The sequence below is a fragment of the Ruminiclostridium cellobioparum DSM 1351 = ATCC 15832 genome (genome assembly GCF_000621505.1).
In the GTDB taxonomy this organism is placed as follows: Bacteria; Bacillota; Clostridia; order Acetivibrionales; family DSM-1351; genus Ruminiclostridium; species Ruminiclostridium cellobioparum.
The window spans coordinates 42,486-67,585 of record NZ_JHYD01000024.1 but is presented as its reverse complement, the minus strand read 5'-3'; the positions used below and the strand labels follow the sequence as shown (position 1 = coordinate 67,585).

General features: G+C 41.6%; 18 protein-coding genes. 2 read left to right on the top strand and 16 right to left on the bottom strand.

Annotation, left to right across the window (positions count from 1 at the left end; genetic code table 11):
- Nucleotides 1–173: 173 nt before the first annotated feature.
- Together T344_RS0109630 and T344_RS29685 are read right to left on the bottom strand one after the other, a co-directional pair.
- Nucleotides 174–1,262, bottom strand: a complete 1,089-nt coding sequence (locus tag T344_RS0109630; RefSeq protein ID WP_162178030.1) for a response regulator transcription factor — start codon at nt 1,260–1,262, stop codon at nt 174–176.
- 43 nt (nt 1,263–1,305) lie between these two features.
- A complete protein-coding gene (locus T344_RS29685) occupies nt 1,306–3,687 on the bottom strand; it encodes an ABC transporter substrate binding protein (RefSeq protein ID WP_051571734.1) in 2,382 nt (793 codons plus the stop codon).
- A gap of 256 nt (nt 3,688–3,943) precedes the next feature.
- On the opposite strand from T344_RS29685, the gene cooS reads away from it, so the two are divergent.
- Nucleotides 3,944–6,076, top strand: coding sequence for an anaerobic carbon-monoxide dehydrogenase catalytic subunit (gene cooS, locus T344_RS0109620; protein ID WP_027628523.1), 2,133 nt, complete (start codon nt 3,944–3,946; stop codon nt 6,074–6,076).
- Between the two features lie 128 nt (nt 6,077–6,204).
- Here cooS and T344_RS0109615 read toward each other — a convergent pair whose 3' ends face one another.
- The 13 genes from T344_RS0109615 to T344_RS0109555 all read right to left on the bottom strand — a co-directional run bounded on the left by T344_RS0109615 (nt 6,205) and on the right by T344_RS0109555 (nt 22,165).
- Complete coding sequence (locus tag T344_RS0109615) at nt 6,205–6,753, bottom strand: D-lyxose/D-mannose family sugar isomerase (RefSeq protein WP_004627695.1); 549 nt, start codon at nt 6,751–6,753, stop codon at nt 6,205–6,207.
- A 29-nt stretch (nt 6,754–6,782) separates the two neighbouring features.
- Nucleotides 6,783–8,957 (bottom strand): hypothetical protein, encoded by a 2,175-nt coding sequence (locus T344_RS0109610; RefSeq protein ID WP_027628522.1) that lies wholly within the window; start codon nt 8,955–8,957, stop codon nt 6,783–6,785.
- 96 nt (nt 8,958–9,053) lie between these two features.
- Nucleotides 9,054–9,890: a carbohydrate ABC transporter permease gene (locus T344_RS0109605; RefSeq protein WP_027628521.1), complete on the bottom strand. Its 837-nt coding sequence runs from the start codon at nt 9,888–9,890 to the stop codon at nt 9,054–9,056.
- The gene (locus T344_RS0109600) at nt 9,880–10,770 is read right to left on the bottom strand and encodes a carbohydrate ABC transporter permease (RefSeq protein ID WP_027628520.1); all 891 of its coding nucleotides are present in this window, start codon (nt 10,768–10,770) and stop codon (nt 9,880–9,882) included. The genes T344_RS0109605 and T344_RS0109600 overlap by 11 nt, the downstream gene beginning before the upstream one ends.
- A gap of 124 nt (nt 10,771–10,894) precedes the next feature.
- On the bottom strand, nt 10,895–12,262 hold the full coding sequence (locus T344_RS0109595; RefSeq protein WP_027628519.1) for an extracellular solute-binding protein: 1,368 nt from the start codon (nt 12,260–12,262) through the stop codon (nt 10,895–10,897).
- A gap of 269 nt (nt 12,263–12,531) precedes the next feature.
- Nucleotides 12,532–14,172: a response regulator gene (locus T344_RS0109590; RefSeq protein ID WP_027628518.1), complete on the bottom strand. Its 1,641-nt coding sequence runs from the start codon at nt 14,170–14,172 to the stop codon at nt 12,532–12,534.
- On the bottom strand, nt 14,165–15,919 hold the full coding sequence (locus T344_RS0109585) for a sensor histidine kinase (protein ID WP_169738699.1): 1,755 nt from the start codon (nt 15,917–15,919) through the stop codon (nt 14,165–14,167). The genes T344_RS0109590 and T344_RS0109585 overlap by 8 nt, the downstream gene beginning before the upstream one ends.
- A gap of 284 nt (nt 15,920–16,203) precedes the next feature.
- The gene (locus T344_RS0109580) at nt 16,204–17,892 is read right to left on the bottom strand and encodes a methyl-accepting chemotaxis protein (RefSeq protein ID WP_027628516.1); all 1,689 of its coding nucleotides are present in this window, start codon (nt 17,890–17,892) and stop codon (nt 16,204–16,206) included.
- 326 nt (nt 17,893–18,218) lie between these two features.
- The gene (locus T344_RS0109575; RefSeq protein WP_027628515.1) at nt 18,219–19,127 is read right to left on the bottom strand and encodes a YitT family protein; all 909 of its coding nucleotides are present in this window, start codon (nt 19,125–19,127) and stop codon (nt 18,219–18,221) included.
- A 154-nt stretch (nt 19,128–19,281) separates the two neighbouring features.
- On the bottom strand, nt 19,282–20,043 hold the full coding sequence (ehuA, locus tag T344_RS0109570) for an ectoine/hydroxyectoine ABC transporter ATP-binding protein EhuA (RefSeq protein ID WP_051571728.1): 762 nt from the start codon (nt 20,041–20,043) through the stop codon (nt 19,282–19,284).
- Nucleotides 20,044–20,057: 14 nt separating this feature from the next.
- Nucleotides 20,058–20,708: an amino acid ABC transporter permease gene (locus T344_RS0109565; RefSeq protein ID WP_027628513.1), complete on the bottom strand. Its 651-nt coding sequence runs from the start codon at nt 20,706–20,708 to the stop codon at nt 20,058–20,060.
- An 88-nt stretch (nt 20,709–20,796) separates the two neighbouring features.
- A complete protein-coding gene (locus T344_RS0109560; RefSeq protein WP_027628512.1) occupies nt 20,797–21,588 on the bottom strand; it encodes a substrate-binding periplasmic protein in 792 nt (263 codons plus the stop codon).
- Nucleotides 21,589–21,769: 181 nt separating this feature from the next.
- Nucleotides 21,770–22,165 carry a hypothetical protein gene (locus tag T344_RS0109555; protein ID WP_027628511.1) on the bottom strand — a complete coding sequence of 132 codons (396 nt, stop codon included), beginning with the start codon at nt 22,163–22,165 and terminating at the stop codon, nt 21,770–21,772.
- 246 nt (nt 22,166–22,411) lie between these two features.
- Here T344_RS0109555 and T344_RS0109550 point away from each other — a divergent pair, with 246 nt between their 5' ends.
- Complete coding sequence (locus T344_RS0109550; protein ID WP_004627569.1) at nt 22,412–23,152, top strand: WecB/TagA/CpsF family glycosyltransferase; 741 nt, start codon at nt 22,412–22,414, stop codon at nt 23,150–23,152.
- A gap of 76 nt (nt 23,153–23,228) precedes the next feature.
- On the opposite strand, the gene T344_RS0109545 is transcribed toward T344_RS0109550, so the two are convergent.
- Complete coding sequence (locus tag T344_RS0109545) at nt 23,229–25,100, bottom strand: FAD-dependent oxidoreductase (protein ID WP_027628510.1); 1,872 nt, start codon at nt 25,098–25,100, stop codon at nt 23,229–23,231.

Here is a 25,100-nt window from a genome sequence, read left to right as displayed (position 1 = left end):
AAAAATTCAACTGCCGGCAGTTTATGAATTAAGATATTGCAAACCACTATTATCCTTGAAAAACAAATAAGGATAAACCTGTATTTATATTCCAATAATACAAGTTTATCCTTTGAACCAGAACAGAAATATGTTAGAATTTACCCCGAATTTTTTCGGTTTTTGTAGAATTTTTACTTTTTGTGGCGAAATTCAGATAAAGATTTGCCGGTATGCTTTTTAAATAACTTTCCAAAATACTCAGCATCTTTAAACCCCAGTGTCTCGGCTGCCTCATAGGACTTTAACCCCTTGCCCATCAGCTGCTTTCCTCTTTCAATTTTAACCCTGGTAAGGTATTCAATGAAGGACAGGCCTGTTTTCTGCCTGAATACCTCACTTATATAGGTTCTGTTCACGTATAGATTCTCAGAGACGGTTTGCAGGGAAAGCCCATTGTCAATATTCCGGAGTACATAGTTGCAGACTTCCCAGACAATTCCCTTTTCCGGATACCCCAATTGCAAAGTGTTAAAAACAGCAATAATCCTGCCGACATCCTTCATTATAAAATCCAGTATTTCATCAAAATCATCAAACCGGTGTATGTTAACTATGCCCAGTTCAGCTACGTCAATATATTTTTCAAACCAGCCATTCGTATCGAGAATTGCTTCGATTACCTGGGGAACACCTTTTTTCATCACGCCCTCGACCTTCATTGTGTCATAGTCCAGACCCGCCCCGATTCTTTCCATAATATGTCTGATCTTTTCAGCCGCTTTGCTGTCCCTGCTTTGAATCAGTTCGGCGATTTCATCTATGTCGGCCTCGTGGAAAAATTCTTCGGTTTTTTCTTTGAATACCTCTTCAAGTTTTTTAACCCGCTCTGTCTCACGCTGCTTACTGACTATATGTTCATGAGCTCTTTCAAGTAATTTTTCCAGCTCTTCGGCATTGGCCGGTTTGGCCAAAAAATCAAATGCCCCCAGGATTAAACCCTGTCTGGCATAGCTGAATTCACTGAAATCACTCAGCAGGACAACACAGGGGCATAGATTTTGCGCGACAATTTTACTTAACAATTCCATTCCGTCTATTTTTGGCATTTTTATATCTGTAATCACCAGATCTGCTTTGTTTCTTTGAAGTTTTTCAAGGGCCTCTTCACCATTTTTTGCTTCATCAACAACAGCAAAGCCTGATTTTTCACCCCAAACATGCATCCGTTTTAATTCCAGCCTCACCACATCCATATCATCCACAAGCATAACCTTTAGCAAATATCCTACCTCCTCGACAAGTACATTGTATGACGCCGTATTTTCAAGCATTTTTTTCAATATAAGGAAGGGTAAAATAAATTGTTGCCCCAACTCCCTGTGTTCCCTCTATCCAGGTGCTTCCTCCATGTTTTTCAATTATTTTCTTTATAGTGACCAGACCGATCCCCGAGCCCTCAAATTCATCACTGGTATGAAGTCTTTGAAAAATGCCATAGAGCTTGCCTGAATAGCTCATATCAAAACCAATTCCATTATCCCTTACATAAAATGTATACTCTTTCTCAGTCAGCGCAGAGCCTATTCTGATTTGTGCCTTTTCACGACCTTTCGTAAATTTGAAGGCATTTGACAATATATTATTTATTACCTGTTTCAGAAGGATTCTGTCGGCCGTTACATTGGGAAGTCCGGTTTCAATGATCAGGTCTATATTCCTGTCGGGGTATGCTGCTTTCATTTCATTAAAACAGGCCAGGAATAAATCTTCCGAGTTGACCTCTTCGAAATTCAGTTCCGATCTTGAGGCAGTTGTATACAGGAGTAATTTATTTATCATCTCCATCATTTCTTTGGATATATTCCTTACACTTGTGAGCATTCCGGCTGCATCTCTGTTTATTGTCCTCCCGTAATCCTCCATAATGATTCTGATATAGCTGTCCACAGCTCTCAGAGGTGATTTCAGATCATGGGACACGGTATAGGTAAAGGACTCCAGCTGTGAAACTGCCGACTGAAGCTCCTGTGTCCTCTCCTGGACTCTCTCTTCCAGCTCCTCATTCAATTTGCGGATTTCCCTTATTGCCGATTTATAATTGGTTATGTTCTCAAATACCACTCCTATCTGGTTCTCATTCAATTTAAAAGCATTGACAAGAAAGAATTGATTATTTTTGGCATCATGGGCCTCAAACTGTTCTGTCTCTCCGGTCAGTAAGACTCTCAGGTATACCGGCTGATTGCGGTTTACAGTTCCGAAAACCTCGGTCCAGGTCTGACCCAGGCTAATAGAAACACTGGCTTTCATCTGCTGCAAATAACTCTGGTTGTATTCAATGAATCTTATATCCTGAATTTTATTCTCCCGGTCCAGAACAGGCTCAAATACAACGTAACCATTGAGCATCTTTTCATATAACTGCCTGTACCGGGTTTCACTCTGAACCAGGTTTTTCTGCATTTCAGTCAGCTCATCATACTGTATCCTGAGTTCTTCGTCGGAGGCTGTCAACTCTTCGTACAACTGCGATAATTCCGAATTGCTGTCGGCCAGCTCCCGCTTTATTTTATTGATCCTTCTGAGATAAAACAGCAATATTATAATAAAACCGCTCAGCAGCACTATTATTATTGAGGCTGATATAAAAAAATTTTTATATTCACTGAATACCGAATAAGGGTTGTTAATTATTATGCTTCGGCGTGGAACAAGGCTTGTTTTGATATTAAACAAACCAAGTACTTTATAATCAAACATGTACTGAGTTGTTTTGTCCATGTAAACCGGAATATCCGAAATATTCTCCCCGTTCAGCACCCTCAGAGCCATTTTTCCTGCAAGCTCGCCCTGAACCCGTCCGCTGAGCATACTTCCGCCCGCAACACCGTGACCCAGTCCGAATTCATAGAGATGATATACCGGAACTTTACTGGCCTGGCATACCATTTCGGTAAATTTTTCAAAGCCTAAGGTATTGCCGTCGGTATCGCTGTAATAGGTGGTCATAAGTATTATTCCATCCTTGCCCACATCTCCGGCTCTATTGAGTATGGCTGTGTAATTTCCGGAGTTTAACGGCACCAGTCTTATATATGGACAAACTTCAGCGGCTGCTTTGTTTATCAATTCCCAGGTTGAAATACCGCTTTCAGAATTATCGAAAACCACGTAAATCTCCTTTAATTCAGGATTGATTCCCAGAGCCGCTTTGATCGTACCCTCAGCATCCACTTTCTCGGCCACTCCCGTTATGTTTTCCTTTCCGGAAGTCAGGACTCTGACTCCTTCGGGGTTTACACCGCAGAAAACAACTGGCGCATTGTCAAACAGCTCGGCCCTGTTATCCAGTGCAAATTTAAGAGCGGCATCATCAGTGGAAATAATCACGTCAATTTTCCTTTGATAATATTTATACTTCATATAATTATGCAGATATTTCAGATTCTCCCCTGAGGGATAGGTCTTCCAATCCATATATTCTACGGATATATCAAACATTTCGCCGGCTTCCTCAAGTGTGTCCAAAATTCCGTCGCTCTCATTCTTGGTCCAGGATAAGCCTTCCGAATATGAATTTATGATCAGTATATTTTTTTTATTTAGATTATTTGCATATGTACTGAATCCGGGAAGAATAAAAAGTGTCAAAAAAGTAAATATCAAAAGTTTAAGCCCTATACCAAAACTCCTTTTTACATCCAAGAAAATAGCACTCCCTCCCGCTGGATTTATTTAATTATTATATAGAATACAAGAACTTATGCAAGTGGTTTTGATTAATTATTTTATTCCCTTTTATATACAAAATAAAACAGTAATAAACATAATTTACTAATTTTTTATAGGGTAAAAAATTAGTATTGATTTTAGCATCTCTGACTTCATAAATGTCGCAGAATATAATCGGCTAAAAGAGTAAAAATATAGAATAAATAATATTTTAGGAGGAGTATGCATTATGTCCGATAAAGATATAGAAAAATCCTATCAGCGCAGCGCAGGTACCATGCGCGGCGATAATACCACCTTCGGAACAAAGCTTACAAATGAGCACTCAAACGATCCCAATACCCACACCCATATTCATAACCGCATACAGGTGGATTACGACAAAATTCAAAAGTCTCCGGCCATGGAGGACGTTCACAATTGGCAGAGAGAACATATCCAAAAGAATGATCAGTCAAAGGAAGGCTATCCACTGAATGTTATAATCGACCCTGCAATGAGAGAGATGTACCAGGTAGTTCATGATGCAGGAATGACAAATGTGTTCGACAGGTTCAGCCAACAGCAGCCCATCCAGTGTAAATTCTGTATTGAGGGCCTGTCCTGCCAGCTTTGTGCCAACGGGCCCTGCCGTATAAACGACAAGGTTCCGAGGGGAACCTGCGGCGTGGACGCACACACCATGGTTTCAAGAAATTTTGTATACCGTCATGTCACCATCGGAACCTCCGCCAATATATTCCACTGCCATCAGGCCGCCAGGACCTTGAAGGCGGCCGGTGAGCACCCCGAGAGCGGACTCAGGCTCAGAGATCCTGAAAAGTTGAAAAAATATGCCGACATGGCAGGCCTGAACATAAACGTACCCCTGGAAAAGCTTGCGGTAGATTTTGCCCAGTGGGTCATTGACGACATACATTCACCTTTTCACATACCTTCAAAAACAGTTGAAGCCTTCGCGCCCGCAAAACGCAAGGAACTGTGGAAGCAGCTTGGCCTCTTCCCGGGCGGCGGCTACAGTGAAGTGGCATATGCCCAGACGCGCTGCATGACCAACTTCACCTCCGATCCGGTGGAATTCCTGCTCAACAGTGTCAGACTTGGAGTTGCAAATGAGTACCAGGGCCTCTTCCTCCTGGATATAATCCAGGAAATCCTGATGGGCACTCAGGAAATTGCCATGAAAAAACAGAATATGGGCCTGTTGAAGGAAGGAATGATCAATGTGGTAACCAACGGGCATATGCCTTTGCTGGCACATGTCGCCATTGATCTGGCCTCCACCGGCGAATGGCAGCAGAAGGCCAAAGCCGCCGGAGCCGACGGGATACAGATTCTGGGGCATGTTTGCGAAGGTCAGCAGCTCATCAATTATGACGGCACCCACAACCAGAAGGGCTACGGCGGTCAGGAGGGTGAATGGCTTTCGCAGGAATACCTGCTTGCAACAGGCGTTGTGGACATGTTCATGTTTGACTACAACTGTACCGTCCCCACCATGCCTCTGTATGCAAAACGTTTCGGAACCAAGCTCCTCAGCACACATCCCGTCATCCGTCTCCAGGGCACCGAAGCTCTTGATTTTGTGCCTGAAAAGATGAAGGAGCAGGCTGAAAAAGCTCTTGAAATGGCCATAGACGCCTTTAAACAAAGAAAGTCCGAGAACCGTAAAACTTATATTCCGCCCCACACCTCCGACTGTATGGTGGGTTTCAGCACCGAGTCGGTCAGAAATGCCCTTGGCGGAAGCTTTGACCCCCTTATAGAGCAGATAGCCAACGGCAATATCAGAGGTATAGCTACCATAGTGGGTTGTACCACCGCACGTTATGGACAGGGGGGCAGCAACATTTTCAGAATCACAAAAGGACTTATCGAAAATAACATCCTTGTGCTTTCAGGCGGCTGCACCTCTTCCGTCATGGAATATACCGGCCTTACCAATCCCGCCGCTGCAGACGAATGCGGCGAGGGCCTGAAAGCGGTCTGTAAGCAGCTGGGCATCCCGCCTGTACTCACCTATGGCGCCTGTGTGGATATCGGCAAAATGACCCATACTGCCAAGGAACTGGCTGATGCCCTTAATGTTGACACAAACCTGCTGCCTCTTGTAATCGGTGCACCGGAATATCTTGAGCAAAAAGCCGTTGCCGACGCCTGTACGGCAGTCGCACTGGGCTGGCTGGTCCATGTGGCACCCGTGCCTTCCATAACGGGAAGTGATGTTGTGGTAAAAACCCTTACCGAGACAACAGAGACACTAGGACTTGGCAAGGTTGTAGTGGAGCTGGATGCAGAAAAAACAATTCAGATATATGTGGACCATATTGAAAAGAAACGCAGGGAGCTGGGTTTGAACTGATCGGATTCAACAGCATTAACCTGTAATAATCTGCAAAATGAGCCGGACACCAGCGGTACATTTCAAGAATGTCCGCCGGTGTCCCGGCTCATTTTTATGCGTTTATTCAATTTAACTGGTTAGGACGGTCAACCCTGCTCCAGTTGAGGAATTCTCTTGATTCTTTCATCGGTAAATATATCCGAAAAATCATCCGAATTTGTAGAAAATTCAGAAATGACCGCTCCCTCGTCACCGGCCTGGAACCAATGGAGAGTATTGGGATACAGGGTATATTGCTCTCCCGGCTTCAGTTCCACCTCTTTCCATACGGTGTAGTATTCCTCACTGCCCTTTGGAGGTTTGCAATGCGGGGTTCCTGTTTTTTCACCCTCCACATACAAATATACCTTGCCGTACCGGCAGCGGAAGGTTTCTTCCTTCCCGGGAACTCCGCTCCTGTCAGGATGCCTGTGCTCAGGACAGGTCTGATTGGGGAAAAGCACCATTTCCTTTGAACATACTCTTTCGGTATTAACATAGGTTATAAGCTGAAGCCCTGTTTGTTTGAGATCATTCAGCCCGAAATCGGCAACTTCGATTTTATTCTTTTCTGCATCGGTAAGAATTATGGACGCTTCCTCAAAGTAGGATAAAGCCCTTTTAACTGCACTGTCATATTCCTGCTTGCTGATCAAGAATAACACTCCTTTCCCATCAACGCTATTTATTTATTAATCAGTTCAACAACGGCATAAAGAGGTAACTGATGGATTTTGATGTTCATGACATCTCCCTCCATACCGGTTTCATATTCCAATTTCCGGCCTTGCAGTGTATGGACTATTATATCACCAAATTCCTGTTCCTTCACGCATACTTTTATATTGAGCTCCTCTACCGGCTCTACCGCATCCAGCTCCCTGGAGTAGCCGTAATTTACAAGATGTATTGCCAATCCGTTTTCCAGCGCATGGGTTTGCAGCCCCACCGAAGCGTTATCCGTCCTGACTTTCCATATATCCCCGTACACCGCTTCAAAAGCCCTGTTAAATTCTTTGAGCGCTTTTGGTTTATAGCTGTCATTCAGACAGTATACAACATTCTTATACTCTTTCATTTTCTCAAGCCAGCCGTCTATATTTTCTGCAGCAGCTCCGAAAATTAATACCTTTCCGCCGCCGGCAGCATATTTATCAATTATTTCGGCCTGATTTGCGGTAAGAGTGCTGCATGCAGGAAGTACCACCAACTCATAATTCCGGATGTCCTCCACACCAAAGGAGTCCTCCCTCAAGTCCCCGTCGGCCATAAACTTAACATCATATGAAATCTGGTTTTGAGACAATTGTCTCACCACCTCCCAGAACGGCATTCTCACACCGTTTGGATCGTCGGGATCTATTACGCTGTAGGAGAGAGTTCCCTCCTCCTCACCGTCCAGTACGCTGCTCGAATACCCTGCAATAGCTTCGTTCCAGTAATTGCTGGGGAAGCTGTACAACACCAGCACATTGGCACCGGATTTTTTTGAATACAGTCTTTCATTGTTCAGCAGAAAATCCTGCACTTCCACAGTTACATTGCGCGGAGGCCAGAAAGCATCCTTTACGGTATTTCCCATCCAGGCACCGTACGGCACCGACATATTGCACCCGTATGCAGAAGCTTCTATGAGCAGGAGTCTGTAAAGATCATATCCCTTTCCGGCATTCAACAGGTCCACCAGTTCATATACGGCACTGCCGTAGGGATTTTCTGCGACAATTACAGGTTTGTCCCCTGCAAAGCCGGCCACGTACCTGTACCAGTGCGCCTGTTTTAATATGCTCTGCTTCATTTCGGTTATTATAACGTCGGCACTGGGTTCCATAGGGTAGTAGCACGGCATTATATCAAAGAAATTACCCGAAACAAGTACCTCTCTTCCCTGCTGCCTGCCATATCCCTTTGCATAGTCGGCCAGTTCCTTAAAATATTTCTTTATTGCACCAAGCTGGAATTCCCAGTAGAATTTATAAAGAGGCAGCTCTTCAATATTGCCCGGATAGACAACCTTCCTGGCTTTGAGGTATTCACCGTAGTTGAAGGTATCCAGATCAACACCCTTTAATTCCTCGGGCAGCCGGCCTTTTGCCTCCAATTCCTTTAGATATGCATTGAACTGTTTCATACAATCTTTACAGAAGCAACCCCCATACCTTACCGAAGTCATGGGAAGCTCGCATTCATCCAGCTGTATTCCTGCAACACCGGCGTCTATCTGAATTTTCATTATCTGTTTCAGGTATTCTCTCCAAACAGGATTATTCCTGCACATGGAATAGGCTATATGTTCATGATTCTTTACTTCCACCCATTCCGCATGGCAGGGCACCCCGTTGAAATCCCTGGCACAGCATTCCTCCCAGATGTTTGTAACCTCTTTGCCGTCACTGTTATATAATCCGTCAGGGAAATAGTCGGAGAATTTCTTTCCGAAAACTTCATAGTTCCGGTCTTTGGTAAATTCACGCAAGCCGTACCAGTCGTGGTCTTTATTGTCCTTTATTACATTGAGCTCCTTAAAGGATTTCTTGTCATCGCTGTATATTGCAGGAAATTCCCAGCCCTGAACCTCGAAAACTATTCCAAAAACCTTTATGCCGCGCTTGTTGCATTCGGCTATAAACTCGGAATCATTCATATATCCATAAAAACGCAGTCTGGGGTCAACCTCTCCGAAGGCTTCATGTTCCAGATAGGGCAGTGATATCACTCCTCCGCCCAGCGCCGACCATACCAGCAATGTGCCGTTATATCTCTCCAGATCTTCGATCATCTGCATGCTTCTCAGCGGCAAACTGGGATGATAGCAGTGATTATCCTTGTACCAGCCGTCAAAATAAATACCTCTCTCCATTTCAAGCACCTTCCTTTTTATTTATTAACATAACGTTGTATTGTATATAAGTTCAGATTATTTACAATTCCATCACATAACCGGCGTACCATGACATTACCCTTTTACTGAACCGGCAGTCATACCTTCAATTATCCTTTTTGAAGCTAATAAATATATGATAATGACCGGAAGTACCGCTATCACCATTGCTGCCATCAATTGGGGATAATTTACCGAATATGCTCCATTAAAATTCGACAATCCGATGGGAATGGTCTTGAGGCTCTGCTTTCTAAGCAGGATCAGAGCAAAGGGGAACTCATTCCATGAATTCAAAAAAGACAGAATAAGTATTGTTGACAGTACGGGTCTGCATACCGGTAAAACTATTTTAAAAATAATGGTACTTGTATTGCTGCCGTCAAGATAGGCAGCTTCTTCAATTTCCACCGGCACCGACTTAATGAAGCTTTCAAACAGGAATATGGCCATGGGCAGCCCGAATGCCACATACGGCAATATTAAAGTAAACCGTTTGTCCAGCAGCCACAGGACTTTAAATTGAATAAATAAAGGTATTAGCAGGCTGTGTACCGGTACGAGCATTCCAAACAGGAACAGTACATATATGAGGTTTCTCATTTTAAAGTTATACCTTGACAGGAAATATGCAATAACGAATCCTATTATAATGATAAGCACAACTGAAAATACGCTGTTGAAAAGGCTGTTCCCGAAAAACATATGCATTTTTCCTACTTTTATTGCTTCCATATAATTATCAAAGTGCAGAATACCCGGTAAAGATATTATATCCAGACTGAATTCCTTTTGTGTTTTCAGTGAAGAGTAAAACATCCATATCAGCGGAAACAGGCATGTTATGGAGAATATGACCATAAACAGGTTAATAAATGTCTGTGAGGCGATCTTTAATATTTTAAGCTTCATTGTTTTTCCCTCCCCAAAGTTTTCTGCTCAGGAGAATAAGTGAAAGGCTCAGTACCAGTATACCCACCGAAATAGCACTCCCATAGCCCAGTTTGAACATTATAAAGGAGTTTATATACGCGTATTGTGCCATTACCATCGAGCTTGTTCCGGGGCCTCCGCCCGTCATCACATATATGTGGTCAAAAATTTTCATATTGCCGGCAATACATAGCATAACCGCAACTTTCAAGGTATCCGACATCAGCGGGATGGTAATATACATGGATCTTTTTATTCCGACGGCACCGTCAAGATCGGCACTTTCATATATTTCATTGGGGATACTCTGAATAGCCGCAAGAAATATTACCAGATAAAAACCTATATATTGCCAGATAATGGGCATACTCACCGATATGATCACATATTTGGGATTGTCAAGCCAGGGAATAATAAGTGATTCCAGCCCCAGCGACTTCAACAGGAAATTGAGCAAACCGAAATCCTTGTTATATATTATTGTCCAGAGAAAGCCTACGACAATTGCCGATACCACCACGGGAAGGAAAATTATATTTCTGTGTATTGCCTTAAGTTTTAAGAGTTTAGACATCATAAATACTGTTATTACAAGCGCTATACCAATTTGCCCCACCATTGACAGTAATATAATGATCAGATTGTTTTTAAAGGAACCCCAGAAATCCATATCCTTGATCAAATGCCGGTAGTTGGTCAATCCTATGAATTTCATACTGGCACCGCCGCTGTAATTGTAAAGGCTGTAAATCAATGATATAAACAACGGAATTATTACTATAAAACAATATATCAACAAACCGGGAGCTAAATAAGCCGCAATAACGCGATTTTTAGGTCTGAGAGTTCTACTTGTCATATTAATCTCCCATCTGCGTGCAATTCATATATAGGTTCACGCAAACAAATAGTAATAGAATACCGGGAGAGTAACCTGCTACAGGTTATCTCCCGTATAAATAGAGCCTGTGTTTACGAATTATTTATTTCTCATATTCAGCCTGAATCTTTTTAGCAAGGTCCTCAGGTGAAATACCGTCTATAAGCAATTCCTGCAGACCGGTATTCATAACCTGTATAAGGTCGGCCGAAAGCTGTGCGTCATATATGGGAACCGGCTTGATTTTGGCTGCCAGATCCAGATACTTTATTGAAAGCGGTGCCAGCCTGCTCTTGTCAATATTCTTGGGTTTGCTTGCAGGGAACGCATTTGATTCAACTGAAACAGTAGCATAATCTGCATCGGTAACCGCTTTTAATATTTTATAGGCGGCGGCAAGTTTATCGCCTTTGAGCTCGGAATTTACATTATAAGCCCAGGCAGCACCTGCCGAGTTGGCCATGGCATCACCTTTTCCGCCATCCACTGCCGGAAGCAGGGCTAATTCCGTATTGTCCAGAATATCTTTCGGAGCGTCATTTATGACATTGCTTATAGCCCAGTTTCCTTCCATGAACATAGCGGCTTTGCCGTTGTAATAGGCAGTTTTCTGCTGCATGTTGTCAATACTGTTTAAATCTGTGTTGAAGGCATCCATTTTCGCAAGATCCTGCAATGCTTTAAGTGCACTTATAAATTCGGGATCAGTAAACTTGGCTCCCTTTTTCTCTTTTATGCTCTTAAACCAATCGGTGCCTGTATACCTGTCTCCAAGTGTGCTCAATATGCAGGATTCCGCCACCCAGTTACCCTTATTTCCCAAAGAAATCGGTATAATTCCCTTTGCTTTGAGTTTATTTATAGCATCCGTGAATTCACTCCAGTTTGAGGGGAAGGCCGTAATCCCGGCATCGTTGAACAATTTCTTATTATAATATATCAAGTGGGTGTTCAGCATCTGGAATGGTATTCCATAGCTCTTGCCATCCACCACAAAGTCATCGAATGCACCTTGCAGGAAGGCTTCCTTCCACTCAGGATCACTGTTGATGACATCATCAACCGGATTTATTAATTTATTTTCTATAAACATGCTGGTCATTGACCCCTTGACGATGAATATGTCCGGCAGTTCATTTCCGGCAGCCAGGGTTCTGACCTTGGTCTCGTAGTTGTCATGGCTCAGAGGTTCTTCGTTTATTGTGATATTGGGGTTTTCGCTTTTAAATTTATCCAGGGACTTACGGAAAGCTATGGCATTACCTTCAGTATCTCCCGCAGGGAACATATGTGTGAAAGTCAAGGTCACAGGTGCCTGGCTTCCGGCAGATGAGGCCGTACTTTGCTGAGTTCCCGAAGCTGCCGAGTCAGACGAATTTGCTTCCCCTCCGGCTGGAGCGCCGCATGCGGCCAGTGAAAATACCATCAGAGCTGCCATGAGTAAACTTAAACATTTTAAAGCTTTTTTCATAAATATTCCTCCCAGAATTTTTTTGATAAAAGGTTGAATACACAAACAGTAAATTCAGATGTTTGGTGAACTTTGGGGCCCCGGATCATATTTGAATTATATGGTCTCCCACATAAAAATAATAGTAGTTATATCTATACAAATATCGTAATTTGTGTTGTGTTGAATTTTAGACCGGAAAACAAGAAAATTTGCTGCGCTTAATTGTTTTAGTGTTCAGTTCTGTGAAGCGAGCAAATTTTCATATTTTAAAAATAGCCGAAATATTATCATTCCGGCATATTCATATGGTTTTGGGCTGATTGCAGTATATTTTCCCGGTATTCCTTGGGAGTGCAGCCCACATATTTTTTAAAATTATGGGTAAAGATCTTATAATCATTATATCCAACTTTCTCAGCCACCTCATATACTTTCAGCCTCGGATCCTTTAAAAGCACTTTGGCCTTATCAAGTCTCATGGTGTTCAGCCATTCGGTAAAACTCCTGCCGGTCTCCTTCTTGAATATCCGGCTGAAATAGTTGGGAGTCACGTAGGTGATGGCTGCAATATGCTCAACCCCTATATCCTCATAATAATGTTCATTGGTGTATTGCATTGCCACCCTGACAATACCCTTGAATTTGTCGTTTTTATTTTTCTGGATTTCTTCAATAAAGGATTGAAAAATACTTTTGTTCCAGATCTTTATATCTTCAAGCGTATCGTATTTTTCTATTTCCATGTAGTATTCAAACTTCTTGCTGCTTTTATTCCCGTATTCGACACCAAGCTCCTCCAGCTGACTTTCGGCAACAGTTATCAACCGCAGGCAAATATTTTTTATATCCCTGTAATCCGCTTTTGCACCTGACAGGATTGAATACATTCTGTCCAGGGACATATCCAGCTTTTCGGAATCCACAGTCTTGATATATCCAATGATCTCCTTTTCCAGAGAAGACGGGTAAATTACAGGAGAGGTCCCTACGGGCTTATCTACGTCATTTGCACTGATTATTTTATTTTTTCCTTTAAATGCCTTGTTTCCGATAGTGTCAAGTGCTTCCTCAAAGGCTTTGGGGATATCGCACACACTCTTGTAAATATTGCTGAGTCCCAATGTAACGGTAATACCGTGATTCTTATTTATCACATACTGGATTTCCCTGTACAAATTATTCAGGTCATATCTGTTTGAATCCTTAACATTTATAATTGAAAACAGATAATCATTGTCTCCGAAATAAAACAAACTGTTTGTTGACGGGCTTAATATCCTGTCAGCAATGCTTTTGACATTATTTCTAATCTGTTTTTTTTCAACCGGAGACATACTTTCGGTAATCAGAAGGTAATCGTCAATTTCCATTATAACTGCCTGGTAGTCCTTCCCTGACATATCCAGGTTCAATTCTCTTGACTTGTCGGAAAAATTTGCCCAGTCCCCGTATTCGCCCTTTACAACAGAGGTTATGAATTTTTCCTGCATATAATACAGGTTCTCGGTAAAGATATTTTTTATTTTGGTTTCCCTGTCCATTTCACTGGACTCTTTAATTATTTCGTCACATTGTTTCATCATTATCTTTATCAGCTCTTCGGCACCGATGGGCTTGAGCAGGTATTCCCCCACTCCCAGCCGCAGAGCCTCCCTGGCATATTGAAATTCATCATAACCGCTGATGATGACCACTCTTACCCTGGGCATGGTCTCCCTGAGCAGCTTTATTAACTCCAGGCCATCCATTATAGGCATTTTTACATCCGTAACGATAATATCAGGTTTCAGGTCCAGGGCCTTCTCATACGCCTCCCTGCCGTTGGCAGCCTCTCCCGCGACAGTCATGCCCAGGGCCTCCCAGTCAATGGATGTTATAATACCCTGCCTGATAACATATTCATCATCTACTATCATAATTTTAATCATTATCGACACTCCCCCTGCCAAAAGGTTGAATTACAATAACAGTCGTCCCGCTTTTACGGTTGAAGAATTCAAGCCCGTAATTATCACCGAAATAGAGTTTGATCCTGTCATTAACATTCTTAATTGCCAGACCTTTATTATTTGATGAACTCTCATTCAAAAGCTTCCTGATTTCATCAAGATCAACACCGTAACCATTATCACTCACAATAAATATGAGATTTTCATATTCATGCTTGATAACTATGTCTATCTGCCCGGTTTCTCCCTTTTGCTCTATCCCGTGAACGATTGAGTTTTCTATAAGAGGCTGCAGGACAAGCTTCAATGTAACGCAGTCCAGGACTTCCGGATCAATATCCAGTGTAAAATTAATCATATTTCTATATCTTGCCTGTTGAATAACAATATAATTTTTAACATGTTCAATTTCGCTTCTGACGGTGGTTATTTCATTGCCGCTGTTCAAGCTCAGTCTGAACAGCTTTGAAAGAGCTTCTACCAGGGTACAGGTTTCAAAGGCCTTTTCCATTCTTCCCATCCAGTAGATATTATCCAGTGTATTATACAGAAAATGGGGATTTATCTGAGCCTGCAGAGCTCTCAATTCAGCCTCCCTCTGTTTTAATTGGACGGAATAGACTTTTTGGATAAGTTCCTTCAGCTTGGCTGCCATCTTATTAAAGCTCCTGCTTAACAGAGTAACCTCATCATTGCCTTTGGGCTCTATGAAAACCTCAAAGTCCTCGTGTTCAAGTTTCACCATCATTTTGTTAAGTAATTTGATTCTTCGCAGTATCTTTTTTGAAAATAATATGGCTAGCACAAGGCATATGGAGAAACTTATAAGCATAGCTGCAAGAATTGCACCCTGAGTGGCCATATTTTCCTTCAGAAGTTCTTTTGTGGGCACTATATTCAATACCTTCCACCCAAGGCTGTCAATGGTGTAATAAGTTACCAGGCAGTCTTTTCCCGTAGACAGATATTCAAAATAGCCTTCGGAAGCGTCAAAGGACCTGCCCCCATAATCCTTATAATTGAATTTTTGGCCGATCTTATTGGCATTTGTGGCAGAAACTATGATTCCGGCCTCGTTGATGATAAAGAAATCATCATTTTTTCCGATTATTTTATCTTTATATATGTTATAAAAGGCATTTTCCTGCATATCAATTTTTAATATGGCCAGTTTATTTGAAACATTTGATATATCGTTAACTATTCTTATCATGGAAAAAACATTTGTATATTTGTCATTATAGTTGATTACCTTGTTCAAATACCACATTGTCCCGCCTCTGAGCCCTGCTGCCTTCTCTATGGTTTGCGCATCTATTATGTTTCTGACTCCTGTGGTATTGAGTTCAAAGTTGTTAAAACCCTTGATATAAATTGAATCCACAAAGGTTTTAGAAGCCATTAGCTGCATCATATCGGTTTCAATTTTTATCTTCTTTTTTGAAATTACCTCTTTGGGTTCGGTCCCCCGCAATTTCAAAAAATCCCGGACATCCTCATTCTGTATGAGATACAAAGAGGTATCTCCGATGTTTTTTACTATGAATTCGATGTTGTTGCCGATCTGTTTTACAGTATTCATATTGGAAAGAGCGACCTTTTCCTGAAGTATCTGAGAGGATTTTATAAAGGAAATTATTCCTAAAACGATTACAGGTATTATTATTATGGCACAAGAAAAAAGTAAGACCTTATACTGTAAACTGAAAAAACGTTTTGACCTCACGCACAAGCCCCCTGTATTCTTTTTTTCATTCATTCTTATATGATATAAAATAACATAATTCGACATGTTAATCAAACCTGGTTTTATAAAACAAGAAATTTGCTTCGCAAATCCCCTTTTCAATCCCCACGTATAGGAATTTACAGATTTTAGTGTGCAGTTTGTAACCTACATATACCAAGGATTTACGTATCATCTAAAACATATAATTTCCTATACGTTGAAAAAACTGCCAACAAACCATATGGGTCTGTTGGCAGTCCTGGAATATTACAAATGTAAATTTACACCTGGAACCTGCTTATGCTTTCCTGGAGCTGCACAGCCAGCTGTGACAAGCCCTCTGCCGCATCGGTAATCTGATGTACGGTGGAGGACTGTTCCTCCGCCGATGCTGCAACCTCCTGGGTACTGGCGGCAGTCTGCTGGGCAACACTGGCTATTCCCGTCATGTCATCACCGGCCAGGACCGCCTTTTTGCTCAAGGCCTCAGATGCCTCAGCCACAAGCAGGATCTTACCGCTGATAGTATCCACTTCTCTGGCTATGTCATTAAAGGCCGAGACTGTGTTTTCCAGAGCAGCTGTCTGTTCTTCAACGGCAGCCTTGGATTTATCCATTTTGGCTACAGCCGTACCCACACTCGCTTGTACCTGTTTTATAATGGAATCGATCTGTTTCACCGAAGAACTTGACTGTTCGGCAAGTTTGCGGATTTCATCGGCAACCACTGAAAAACTCTTTCCCGCTTCTCCCGCTCTTGCAGCTTCTATGGCTGCATTTAACGCCAATAAATTTGTTTGATCCGCAATTCCCCGAATAACCTCCAATATCTTTCCTATTTCGGCAGACTTGCCGGATAATTCGGTTATGGCCTCAGACACTTCCGCTGATGTTTGATTATTTTCAAGCACTTTTTCTTCCTGGTATTTCACCAGAGCCTCACCGTTATTGACAACTGTTTTAGTGTACTCCATCATTTTATTGGACTCTGCCATCTCTTCAGCTATCCGGGATAATCCCTCAACTGTCTCAAGAATCTCGGCATTGCCCTTTTCGGATAAAATGGCCTGTTCAGATGCACCTGTTGCAAGTTCCGATACCGCTGTTGCTATTTGTTCCGATACCTTGGAAACCTCTTCGGAGGAGGCTGCAAGTTCCTCGCTTGAAGCCACCAGCTCCTGTGATGCATCATTGACATTTACAATCAGGCCTCTGAGGTTGGCTACCATCAGTGAGAATGCTTTGCCCAATTCACTGATTTCATCCCCGGAGCCGGTTTCAGGTATGGTTTGTGTCAGGTCCCCTTCCGAAATCTTACCGGCTATTTCAGTAAGTCCTTTTACAGGTCTCGCTATTATCCGGGTCAGATTGATGCCTATCACTATTGCACCGAATATGGCAGCAGCAATCATGATAATAAGGAGTAATATCCTTGACGTCATATCCTTGTCGGTCTGCTTTAATATTTCTGCGTCCATTTTATTGACATAAGCACTCCAGACACTTGTTATTTCCTTGATTTCATTTACCTGTCCCCTTATATTGTCTCCATATGCAACAGCTTCCTCAATCTTTCCTTCCCTGACATAATTAAATATGACTTCTACACCTTTACTGTACTCTTCGTCGGCCTTTTTCAACGACTTGAGATATTCCCGGGACTCCGGAGTCTCTGCATCTGCCTCAATCTTCTTAAATACATCCTCCAGCTGTTTTGACAGCGCTCTGAAAAGTGTAGGATACTGTTCATCCTTGTATATGATATACCCTCTTGCCGCGGCTACCTGTTCCAGGTTAATGGATCTCACTTCCTTCACAAGGGTCTCAACTGGGAGATTTACATTAACTATTTCTTCGTATGATCTGTTCAGCGAATTCATTCCCGAAAAGCCAATGACACTTACCAAAATTATTAATACCGTAACTATAGAAAAACTAAATAAAATTTTTACACCAATTCTTAGTTTCATTGTTTATCCTCCGATTTTTTTAATATGTAAATAGCAGGAATATTTCTATATATAACCAGATATAACGCTTTCCGCTCTATATAGTCAGACATGTCATATTATAAATGCCACCTTTTCAATTGGTTAAAACAAATATTTTAATTAATATTATTTGCCAAAATATCCCTCGTGACTTTTTGCTCAGGACAAACCTGACAAAATGCTCCCTGTTTACTTAACATCGAAGAATCCGAGTGTACAATTAAATGCAGATATATGCAAAAAAGACCCGCATAAGCGAGTCTTATAAATCGTAACTATTGGAGCCTTCAAATATTTTGCCGGGCTCACTTCTTTGGCACACCGTTAAAACCCTCCCCCAGCACTTCTCTGACATCCGCCAGAATCATAAAGGCATTGGAGTCCAGATCATGGACTATTTCCTTTAAAGGCAGGATCTCATTTCTGGATAAAACACAAAGAAGGACATTCTTGTCCTTGCCCGAGTATACTCCTCTGCCCTTGAGTTCGGTTACCCCCCTGTCCATTTCACTGATGATCCTCTTTGCGATCTCCTCCTGCTGCTCCGAAATGATTAAAACAGCACGGGCGTAATCAACACCTTCAACCATTGCATCTATGATCTTTGTTGTAATATACAGGCTTACAAGAGAGTACAGACCTATAAGCACACTATTGAAGGCAATAATGGCAAATATAATAATCAATGCGTCTATGGTCAGCAGTATCTGACCTATGGTTAAATTCTTTACAGGCTTATTCAGCAGCTTTGCCGCCAATTCGGTTCCGCCGGTTGTAGCCTCCATTTTCAGGACAATACCCAGCCCGATACCGCTCAGGAAACCTCCGATAATACTGTACAATAAAATATCGGGAGTCGAAGCCCGGCCTGCTTCACCAACCAATAATTTTTTTGCCAGATCCCCCATATAGGTCTCAGTCAAATCAATGATTACCGATAGTATGATGGTTCCATACAGGGTTCTTACAAAGAAATGCTTTCCTATGAATTTATAACCCATTATAAACAGCGGAATGTTTATAACCAGCATTGTAGTTCCCACCGGGAACCTGCCGCCGCTCAGATAATAAATAACTGTGGCCAGACCGCTGAGTCCTCCCGGGGCAATTTTATACGGAACCAGAAATATATTTATGGCAAGTGCAGTTATTGCAGCTCCAAAAGTGATCAGCAAATAAACCTTTAAAAAATTTATTACTTTTTTTAGTAGCATTCATCCTCCGCAATTACCGTATACCGGCGGAGTGGCCTGCTGATATACGGGCATTATTATTTTACAATACAAAAAAACATATATATCTAATATATGTTTTTTTTACTCATCTAAACATTATTATACTGTTATTTTTATCAAACCTGCAAATCAATTATAAAACTTTCTGTAAAAAGGCTCTGGTTCTTTCATTTTTCGGATTGCTGAATATCTCTTCGGGCAGGCCCTCTTCACTGATTTCACCTTTATCCATAAATATCACTCTCGAACCGACTTCTCTGGCAAATCCCATTTCATGAGTAACAACAATCATGGTCATACCGTCTCTTGCCAGTTTTTTCATGACCTCAAGAACTTCTCCCACCAGTTCGGGATCAAGTGCTGAGGTAGGTTCATCAAATAACATTATTTTAGGCTTCATAGCCAATGCTCTGGCGATGGCAACCCTTTGCTGCTGACCGCCTGACAGACGTGCAGGATACTCGTCCTTTTTGTCTTCCAGTCCGACCATTTTCAGCAGTTCCATTCCATATTCAACAGCTTCCGCCCTGGGAACCTTTTTTACAGAAACAGGTGCTTCAATTATATTTTGTATTACGGTCATATGGGGGAACAAATTGAATCTCTGAAAAACCATGCCTAATTCGGCACATATCTCGGATATCTTTTTATGTGTGATTTTAAACTGGTTTTTGCCGTCGATCTTTTCCGCCAGAAGTTCATTTTCTATCATTACCTTCCCGCTGGTTATTACTTCAAGATGGTTCAGACATCTGAGCAATGTACTTTTACCGGATCCGCTGGGGCCTATTATACAAAGGACCTCTCCCTGCTGAACCTCCAGATTTATGTTTTTAAGCACTTCCAGGGTTCCAAACGACTTAAATACATTTTCTACCGTTATCATTTTTCCCATGCCGTCTCTCTCCCTTATTCATATACTGAGTATTTCTTTTCAAGCTTTTCGAATACAATTGTACAAATAGTAGTTATGGCCAGATATATAATTGCTGATGGCAAATATATGGCTGCATTTGCATTGGTACTTTCTATTTCATGTGTAACTCTCATTAAATCCGGCATAGCAACAATAGATACAAGAGAAGTATCCTTAATGAGCATTATAAATTCATTTCCAACGGGTGGAATTAATCTTCTATATGACTGGGGAACGATAATTCTCCTCATGGCTTGTCCATAACTCATACCAAGGGCTTTGGCGGCTTCCATCTGTCCCTTGTCAATTGACTGGATTGCAGCTCTTATTATTTCAGCCAGGTACGCAGCCGAATTCAAGCTGAATGCAATGTAACAGGCAACCCAGGCTGAATATTTAAGCGGCGGATTAAAAAAAAGCGGAAATGCATAATATATAAAAAACAATTGCATCAGCAGAGGAGTGCCTCTAAAAAACCAAATATACAGCCATGATATTTTATTGAGTATCTGGTTTTTTGATAATCTTCCTAATGCAAGGACCAGTCCGAATATAACACCAAAAATTATAGCTACTATGGTAAGTTGAATTGTAACCCATGTACCATGCAGTAATCTTGGGAAAAAATGAAAAGCCTCTAACATAATTATACACAGCTCCCTATTAAAATAACAAATCTATAGGGCCGGAAAGCCCTATAGTTTGTTTTACATATATACACTATTATTTAAACTACTCAATATTTGAAGTCATATCTTCTCCAAACCATTTTTCGGATATCTTCTTTAAAGTACCGTCGTTCATAATTTCTTCCATTGCCTTGTCAAGCTTCTCAGCCAAGGCAGTATTGGATTTTTTAACAGCCGCACCTATCGGTTCGTTTGGCAGAGTTGTGTTTACGATTTTGTAACTGTCGGGATCCTTTGCGACAAAGTACTTGGCTACAACAAGATCGGCAACAAGAGCATCAACTCTTCCTATTTTCAATTCACTCAATGCTTCCGTCATCTTCTCATACTGCTTGTATTCCTTGAATGGAGTCACTTTGTTAAACTCCTTACAGGATTCATCCGAGGTTGTACCCATTTGCACACATACAATTTTATCTTTAAGGTCTTTTTCTGAATTTATTCCTTCCAGGTCTTTCTTAACTATGATAACCTGGTTATTGGCAATATATGGTCTTGTATAAGTCAGTGTTTTTTGTCTTTCCTCGGTTATACTTAAGGAAGATATGATAACATCATACTTTTCAGCCTCTAACGCTGAAAATATAGCCGTCCATGCAGTGGGAACAAACTCTACCTTCATTCCCAGCTTTTCACCTAAAGCCTGAGCGACCTCAATATCAAACCCTGTATTTGCCCCGGAATCATCTTTATATTCCATAGGAGGATATGTGTCGTCAATTCCAACCTTTAAAACATTTTCATTTCTTGAAGCAGATGATCCGCACGCGGTTACGGTCAAAGCAATGATAAGCAATGCCGACAAACAGATTAAAACTCTCTTTATCTTGTTCATTTATCCCTACACCCCTTTTCAATTATGTATATTTATTCAATATGCAATAATAATACATTAAAACATACAATTTTACAAGGAGTTTTGCAGGATTTGCATGCCAAACTTGCAGATTAATTTTTTCCACAACAGTATCACAGTTTCTGCGTTTATAATTTGTGCTCAAACTGAATTATTCTTTTTAGGAATTAAGCTTTTTGAAGATATTATCCTTTACTTTTGAACTCACTCTTATGTTGTTTACACCCTCATTGATAAGAGCCTGTCTTATATATTCGATTTCGGCCTCTGTGAGCTGAATTATCCGGCCTTTTTGGCTGGACTTCAAATTTTTGAGTATATCGTTAATTGCACTCTTGGCCTTTTCAATATCATTGAAATAATATACATCAAGTTCATCAAAATATACAGCATCATATTTCAGGTATTTTTCCTTTATAATAGAAGCCTCCAGGCGAACCAGTTTGGAGATGTCTATAATCTTGTATACACCCAGATAGTCAATGTAATAGCTGTTATTTTCCCTCCCGGACTTTCTGACGATAAAATTTGATTCATTAACATACTCAATACCCATAAAGGCAATCCTCCTATAAATTAACTATATCATAATTATATCAGGATTAATTCTCCTCAACAATATTATAGTTCTCCTGACTGCCAGTGTACATTACTGCTGGGTAGACCTCCCAGTGCCGGGTAACAATCGTTGACAAATAAACCCTTATATTCTAAACTGTAGAGGTAGTTGGGTCAAGGCTCCCATTAGAACTTAGATATTTGGGACTGCCTTTGGACCCGTATGCCATATTTGGAGGCCCATATGAGAAAAATAGTACAGATTGCAGGTATCAATATTGACGACATATCAATGGAACAGGCTGTTGACAGGGTATATGAATTTATTGGCTCAGATCAAAATCATTCCATTTTCACTCCCAATGCTGAGATCATGATGGATGGAATTACAAATAAAGATATAAAAGCCATGCTGAACGGAGCCGATATGCTTGTTGCAGACGGCGCAGGCGTAGTGCTGGCCTCAAAGATCATCGGCAAGGCAGTCACCGAAAAGGTCTCAGGTGTTGACCTTGTTAAAAATCTTCTGACGGCATCCTCGAAAAGACCTATAAAGTTTTATTTATTCGGCGGCAAGCCCGGAATACCGGAAAAGGCCAACGCAAATATTATCTGCGACTATCCCGGCGCAGAGGTTGTCGGTACCCGGAACGGTTATTTTTCCAAAGAAGATGAGACTTCAATAATAGATGATATAAACAATTCCGGTGCTGAGGTTTTGCTGGTCTGTCTGGGTGCCCCCAAACAGGAAGAATGGATAACCGAAAACAAGGACCGTTTAAAGGTTAAGGCATGTATCGGAGTCGGAGGTACAATGGATATCCTTGCAGGCAATGTCAAGCTTGCACCTGACTTTTTCAGAAACCACGGACTTGAGTGGCTATACAGATTATACAAGGAGCCAAAGCGCTTTAAAAGAATGCTCAGGCTCCCGAAGTTCATAATGTACGTGTTTGGAATAAGACTTGGGTTGATAAAACCCTAGTACAATATTCTGCATATTGTACTTGTGATCTGCAAAACCTAAAAATCATATATTGCCGAAGGTTAAATTACTGCAATTATTTTAATGCCTGGCCGGTCAGTTTTTCCATAAGCTTCACAGAAGCATAATAAACCTCTGAAAGTTTAAGTACACTTTTATTTTTAAGCCTGCCTTGCAGGCTTTCATCTATCAGCCCAAGTTTGCAGGCTTCTGCATAATAATTTCCTTTAACTCCGTCCTTATGAAAAATACTCAGCACTATTTCCCCAAAACTGTCTTTTGTCAGCTGCTCCTCGTTTAGATATTTTCTGACCGAAATATCAAACTTGTAATTATATGCTTCCTCCGACACTCTTGGAACACCATTGAGCAATATAAAGGCCATATCCTTATTTTTGGCTTCCCTGTCATATTTGAAGTCGTTGGTAACTCCTCCGCTTAACAGCCCGAGGTTGATCAGCTTTTCGGCATATGGATAGCTCCAGTCTCCGGTGATACTGGTCACATCTTCTTTTATATCTGACATGTAAATACCCGATTTTCTCAGTATCTTCTCGATCTCCTGCTGTGTGTCGAGATTTCTGTCCTCTATAAGCATTGGTATATCCATGTCCTTTGAAATACTGTAAGCGGCAATTATTCCGGCTGCATAACCCGTCCCCGCCCTGCTTGCATTTGAGTTGATAGCCGTCTGCACCAGAGGGGAAGCAGAAATCTTGTCTCCTGTCATCAATACATTATCCACACCCTCGGGTATGAGAGAACCCAGCGGAATATAGAATGTCTTCGGATTGCATAGAAGATATCTGTTTCCGTCTTTCATTACAAGGGTTACAGGCCTGGAGGCCGTACTGATTCTGTCTGTATATCTTTTTCCCGTAAGCACATCGCTCAGGGTCATATGATACCGCCCCTTGAAATGATTCGGAGCTGACATGACAAATTCAGGTGCTACTGAAATATTTCCTTCGCTGAACTCTTTAAGATTTGCCTTTAAAAAGCTGTAAAAATCTTCACATTCCTTTTTGGCCCTGTCATATGCGGTCTTAACTGCCCGTTCGTCGTTCAGATCAACATTGGTGACAGTTACCGCTTCGATTATTACGCTGCCATTCCCCTGATCCGAAACATTCAGGCCTGAAATGCCAATATCCCGGTCTCCTGTTTTGTAGCTTTTCAGGAGAAGATTTATTGTGGTGCCCTGTTCTTTAAGCAGCTTTTGAATTTGGGTATTGTCAACGCCCGAAACCGTAAAATTAAGTTTGACCGGCAGATATAAATCCTCAATTCCTATATCTCCGTACCCTTTGGTAAAAGCAATGCCGGCCCCTTTCAGAACCTCTCCCGACCAACTTGCATCAATGTATCTCTCGGCCTGTATATTTCTGGTCTCTTCAGGCGTTTTCACTGTAAGCCCGCTAATCTTACCGTTTTGCTTCATAACTCCGGCAACTCTGGAATCAAATAATATGGTAAGATTTTTTTGCTCGGAAGTCATTTTGATTATTTCACTTATGTAATTGTCCAGGTTTGAGCCCTCTCCGGCCTTGTACCGCAGTCCCTTGAAGAAATCGGAACTTACGCTGTTCCCCGTGGGTGTAAAATCCTCGGACCAGTCTGTATTAAGTGTGTTCTTAATGCTCTGGCCCAGATCCGGCAAGGGATAGATCAGAAGAGTCTTGGCGCCGACTCCGGCCGATCCCAGAGCGCTTGCCACCGCATCAATCCCTTCCCCTGCAACGGCCACATCAAAGCTGTCTCTGCCGGTTTGGGAGCCAAGATTTTCAAATGTATAGTTTTCACCCACCTCAAAATAATAGTCCCTTTTCAGCATTGGTTTAACCACGAAAAAGAACAGGATGGTCACTATAACTAAAATCAAACTCAACCTTATCAGAATATCTATTCTTTTTTGTTGTACAGTTTTCTCTTGATTCGGCTTATTCAT

What these genes read in the sequence shown, in the direction of transcription:
- T344_RS0109560 (WP_027628512.1), bottom strand. Translation starts at nt 21,588, where the DNA reads ATGAACAAGATAAAGAGAGTTTTAATCTGTTTGTCGGCATTGCTTATC.
- T344_RS0109610 (WP_027628522.1), bottom strand. Translation starts at nt 8,957, where the DNA reads ATGGAGAGAGGTATTTATTTTGACGGCTGGTACAAGGATAATCACTGC.
- T344_RS0109545 (WP_027628510.1), bottom strand. Translation starts at nt 25,100, where the DNA reads ATGAATAAGCCGAATCAAGAGAAAACTGTACAACAAAAAAGAATAGAT.
- T344_RS0109550 (WP_004627569.1), top strand. Translation starts at nt 22,412, where the DNA reads ATGAGAAAAATAGTACAGATTGCAGGTATCAATATTGACGACATATCA.
- ehuA (WP_051571728.1), bottom strand. Translation starts at nt 20,043, where the DNA reads ATGGGAAAAATGATAACGGTAGAAAATGTATTTAAGTCGTTTGGAACC.
- T344_RS0109605 (WP_027628521.1), bottom strand. Translation starts at nt 9,890, where the DNA reads ATGAAGCTTAAAATATTAAAGATCGCCTCACAGACATTTATTAACCTG.
- T344_RS0109565 (WP_027628513.1), bottom strand. Translation starts at nt 20,708, where the DNA reads ATGTTAGAGGCTTTTCATTTTTTCCCAAGATTACTGCATGGTACATGG.
- T344_RS0109575 (WP_027628515.1), bottom strand. Translation starts at nt 19,127, where the DNA reads ATGCTACTAAAAAAAGTAATAAATTTTTTAAAGGTTTATTTGCTGATC.
- T344_RS0109555 (WP_027628511.1), bottom strand. Translation starts at nt 22,165, where the DNA reads ATGGGTATTGAGTATGTTAATGAATCAAATTTTATCGTCAGAAAGTCC.
- T344_RS0109590 (WP_027628518.1), bottom strand. Translation starts at nt 14,172, where the DNA reads ATGATTAAAATTATGATAGTAGATGATGAATATGTTATCAGGCAGGGT.
- T344_RS0109595 (WP_027628519.1), bottom strand. Translation starts at nt 12,262, where the DNA reads ATGAAAAAAGCTTTAAAATGTTTAAGTTTACTCATGGCAGCTCTGATG.
- cooS (WP_027628523.1), top strand. Translation starts at nt 3,944, where the DNA reads ATGTCCGATAAAGATATAGAAAAATCCTATCAGCGCAGCGCAGGTACC.
- T344_RS0109600 (WP_027628520.1), bottom strand. Translation starts at nt 10,770, where the DNA reads ATGACAAGTAGAACTCTCAGACCTAAAAATCGCGTTATTGCGGCTTAT.
- T344_RS0109580 (WP_027628516.1), bottom strand. Translation starts at nt 17,892, where the DNA reads ATGAAACTAAGAATTGGTGTAAAAATTTTATTTAGTTTTTCTATAGTT.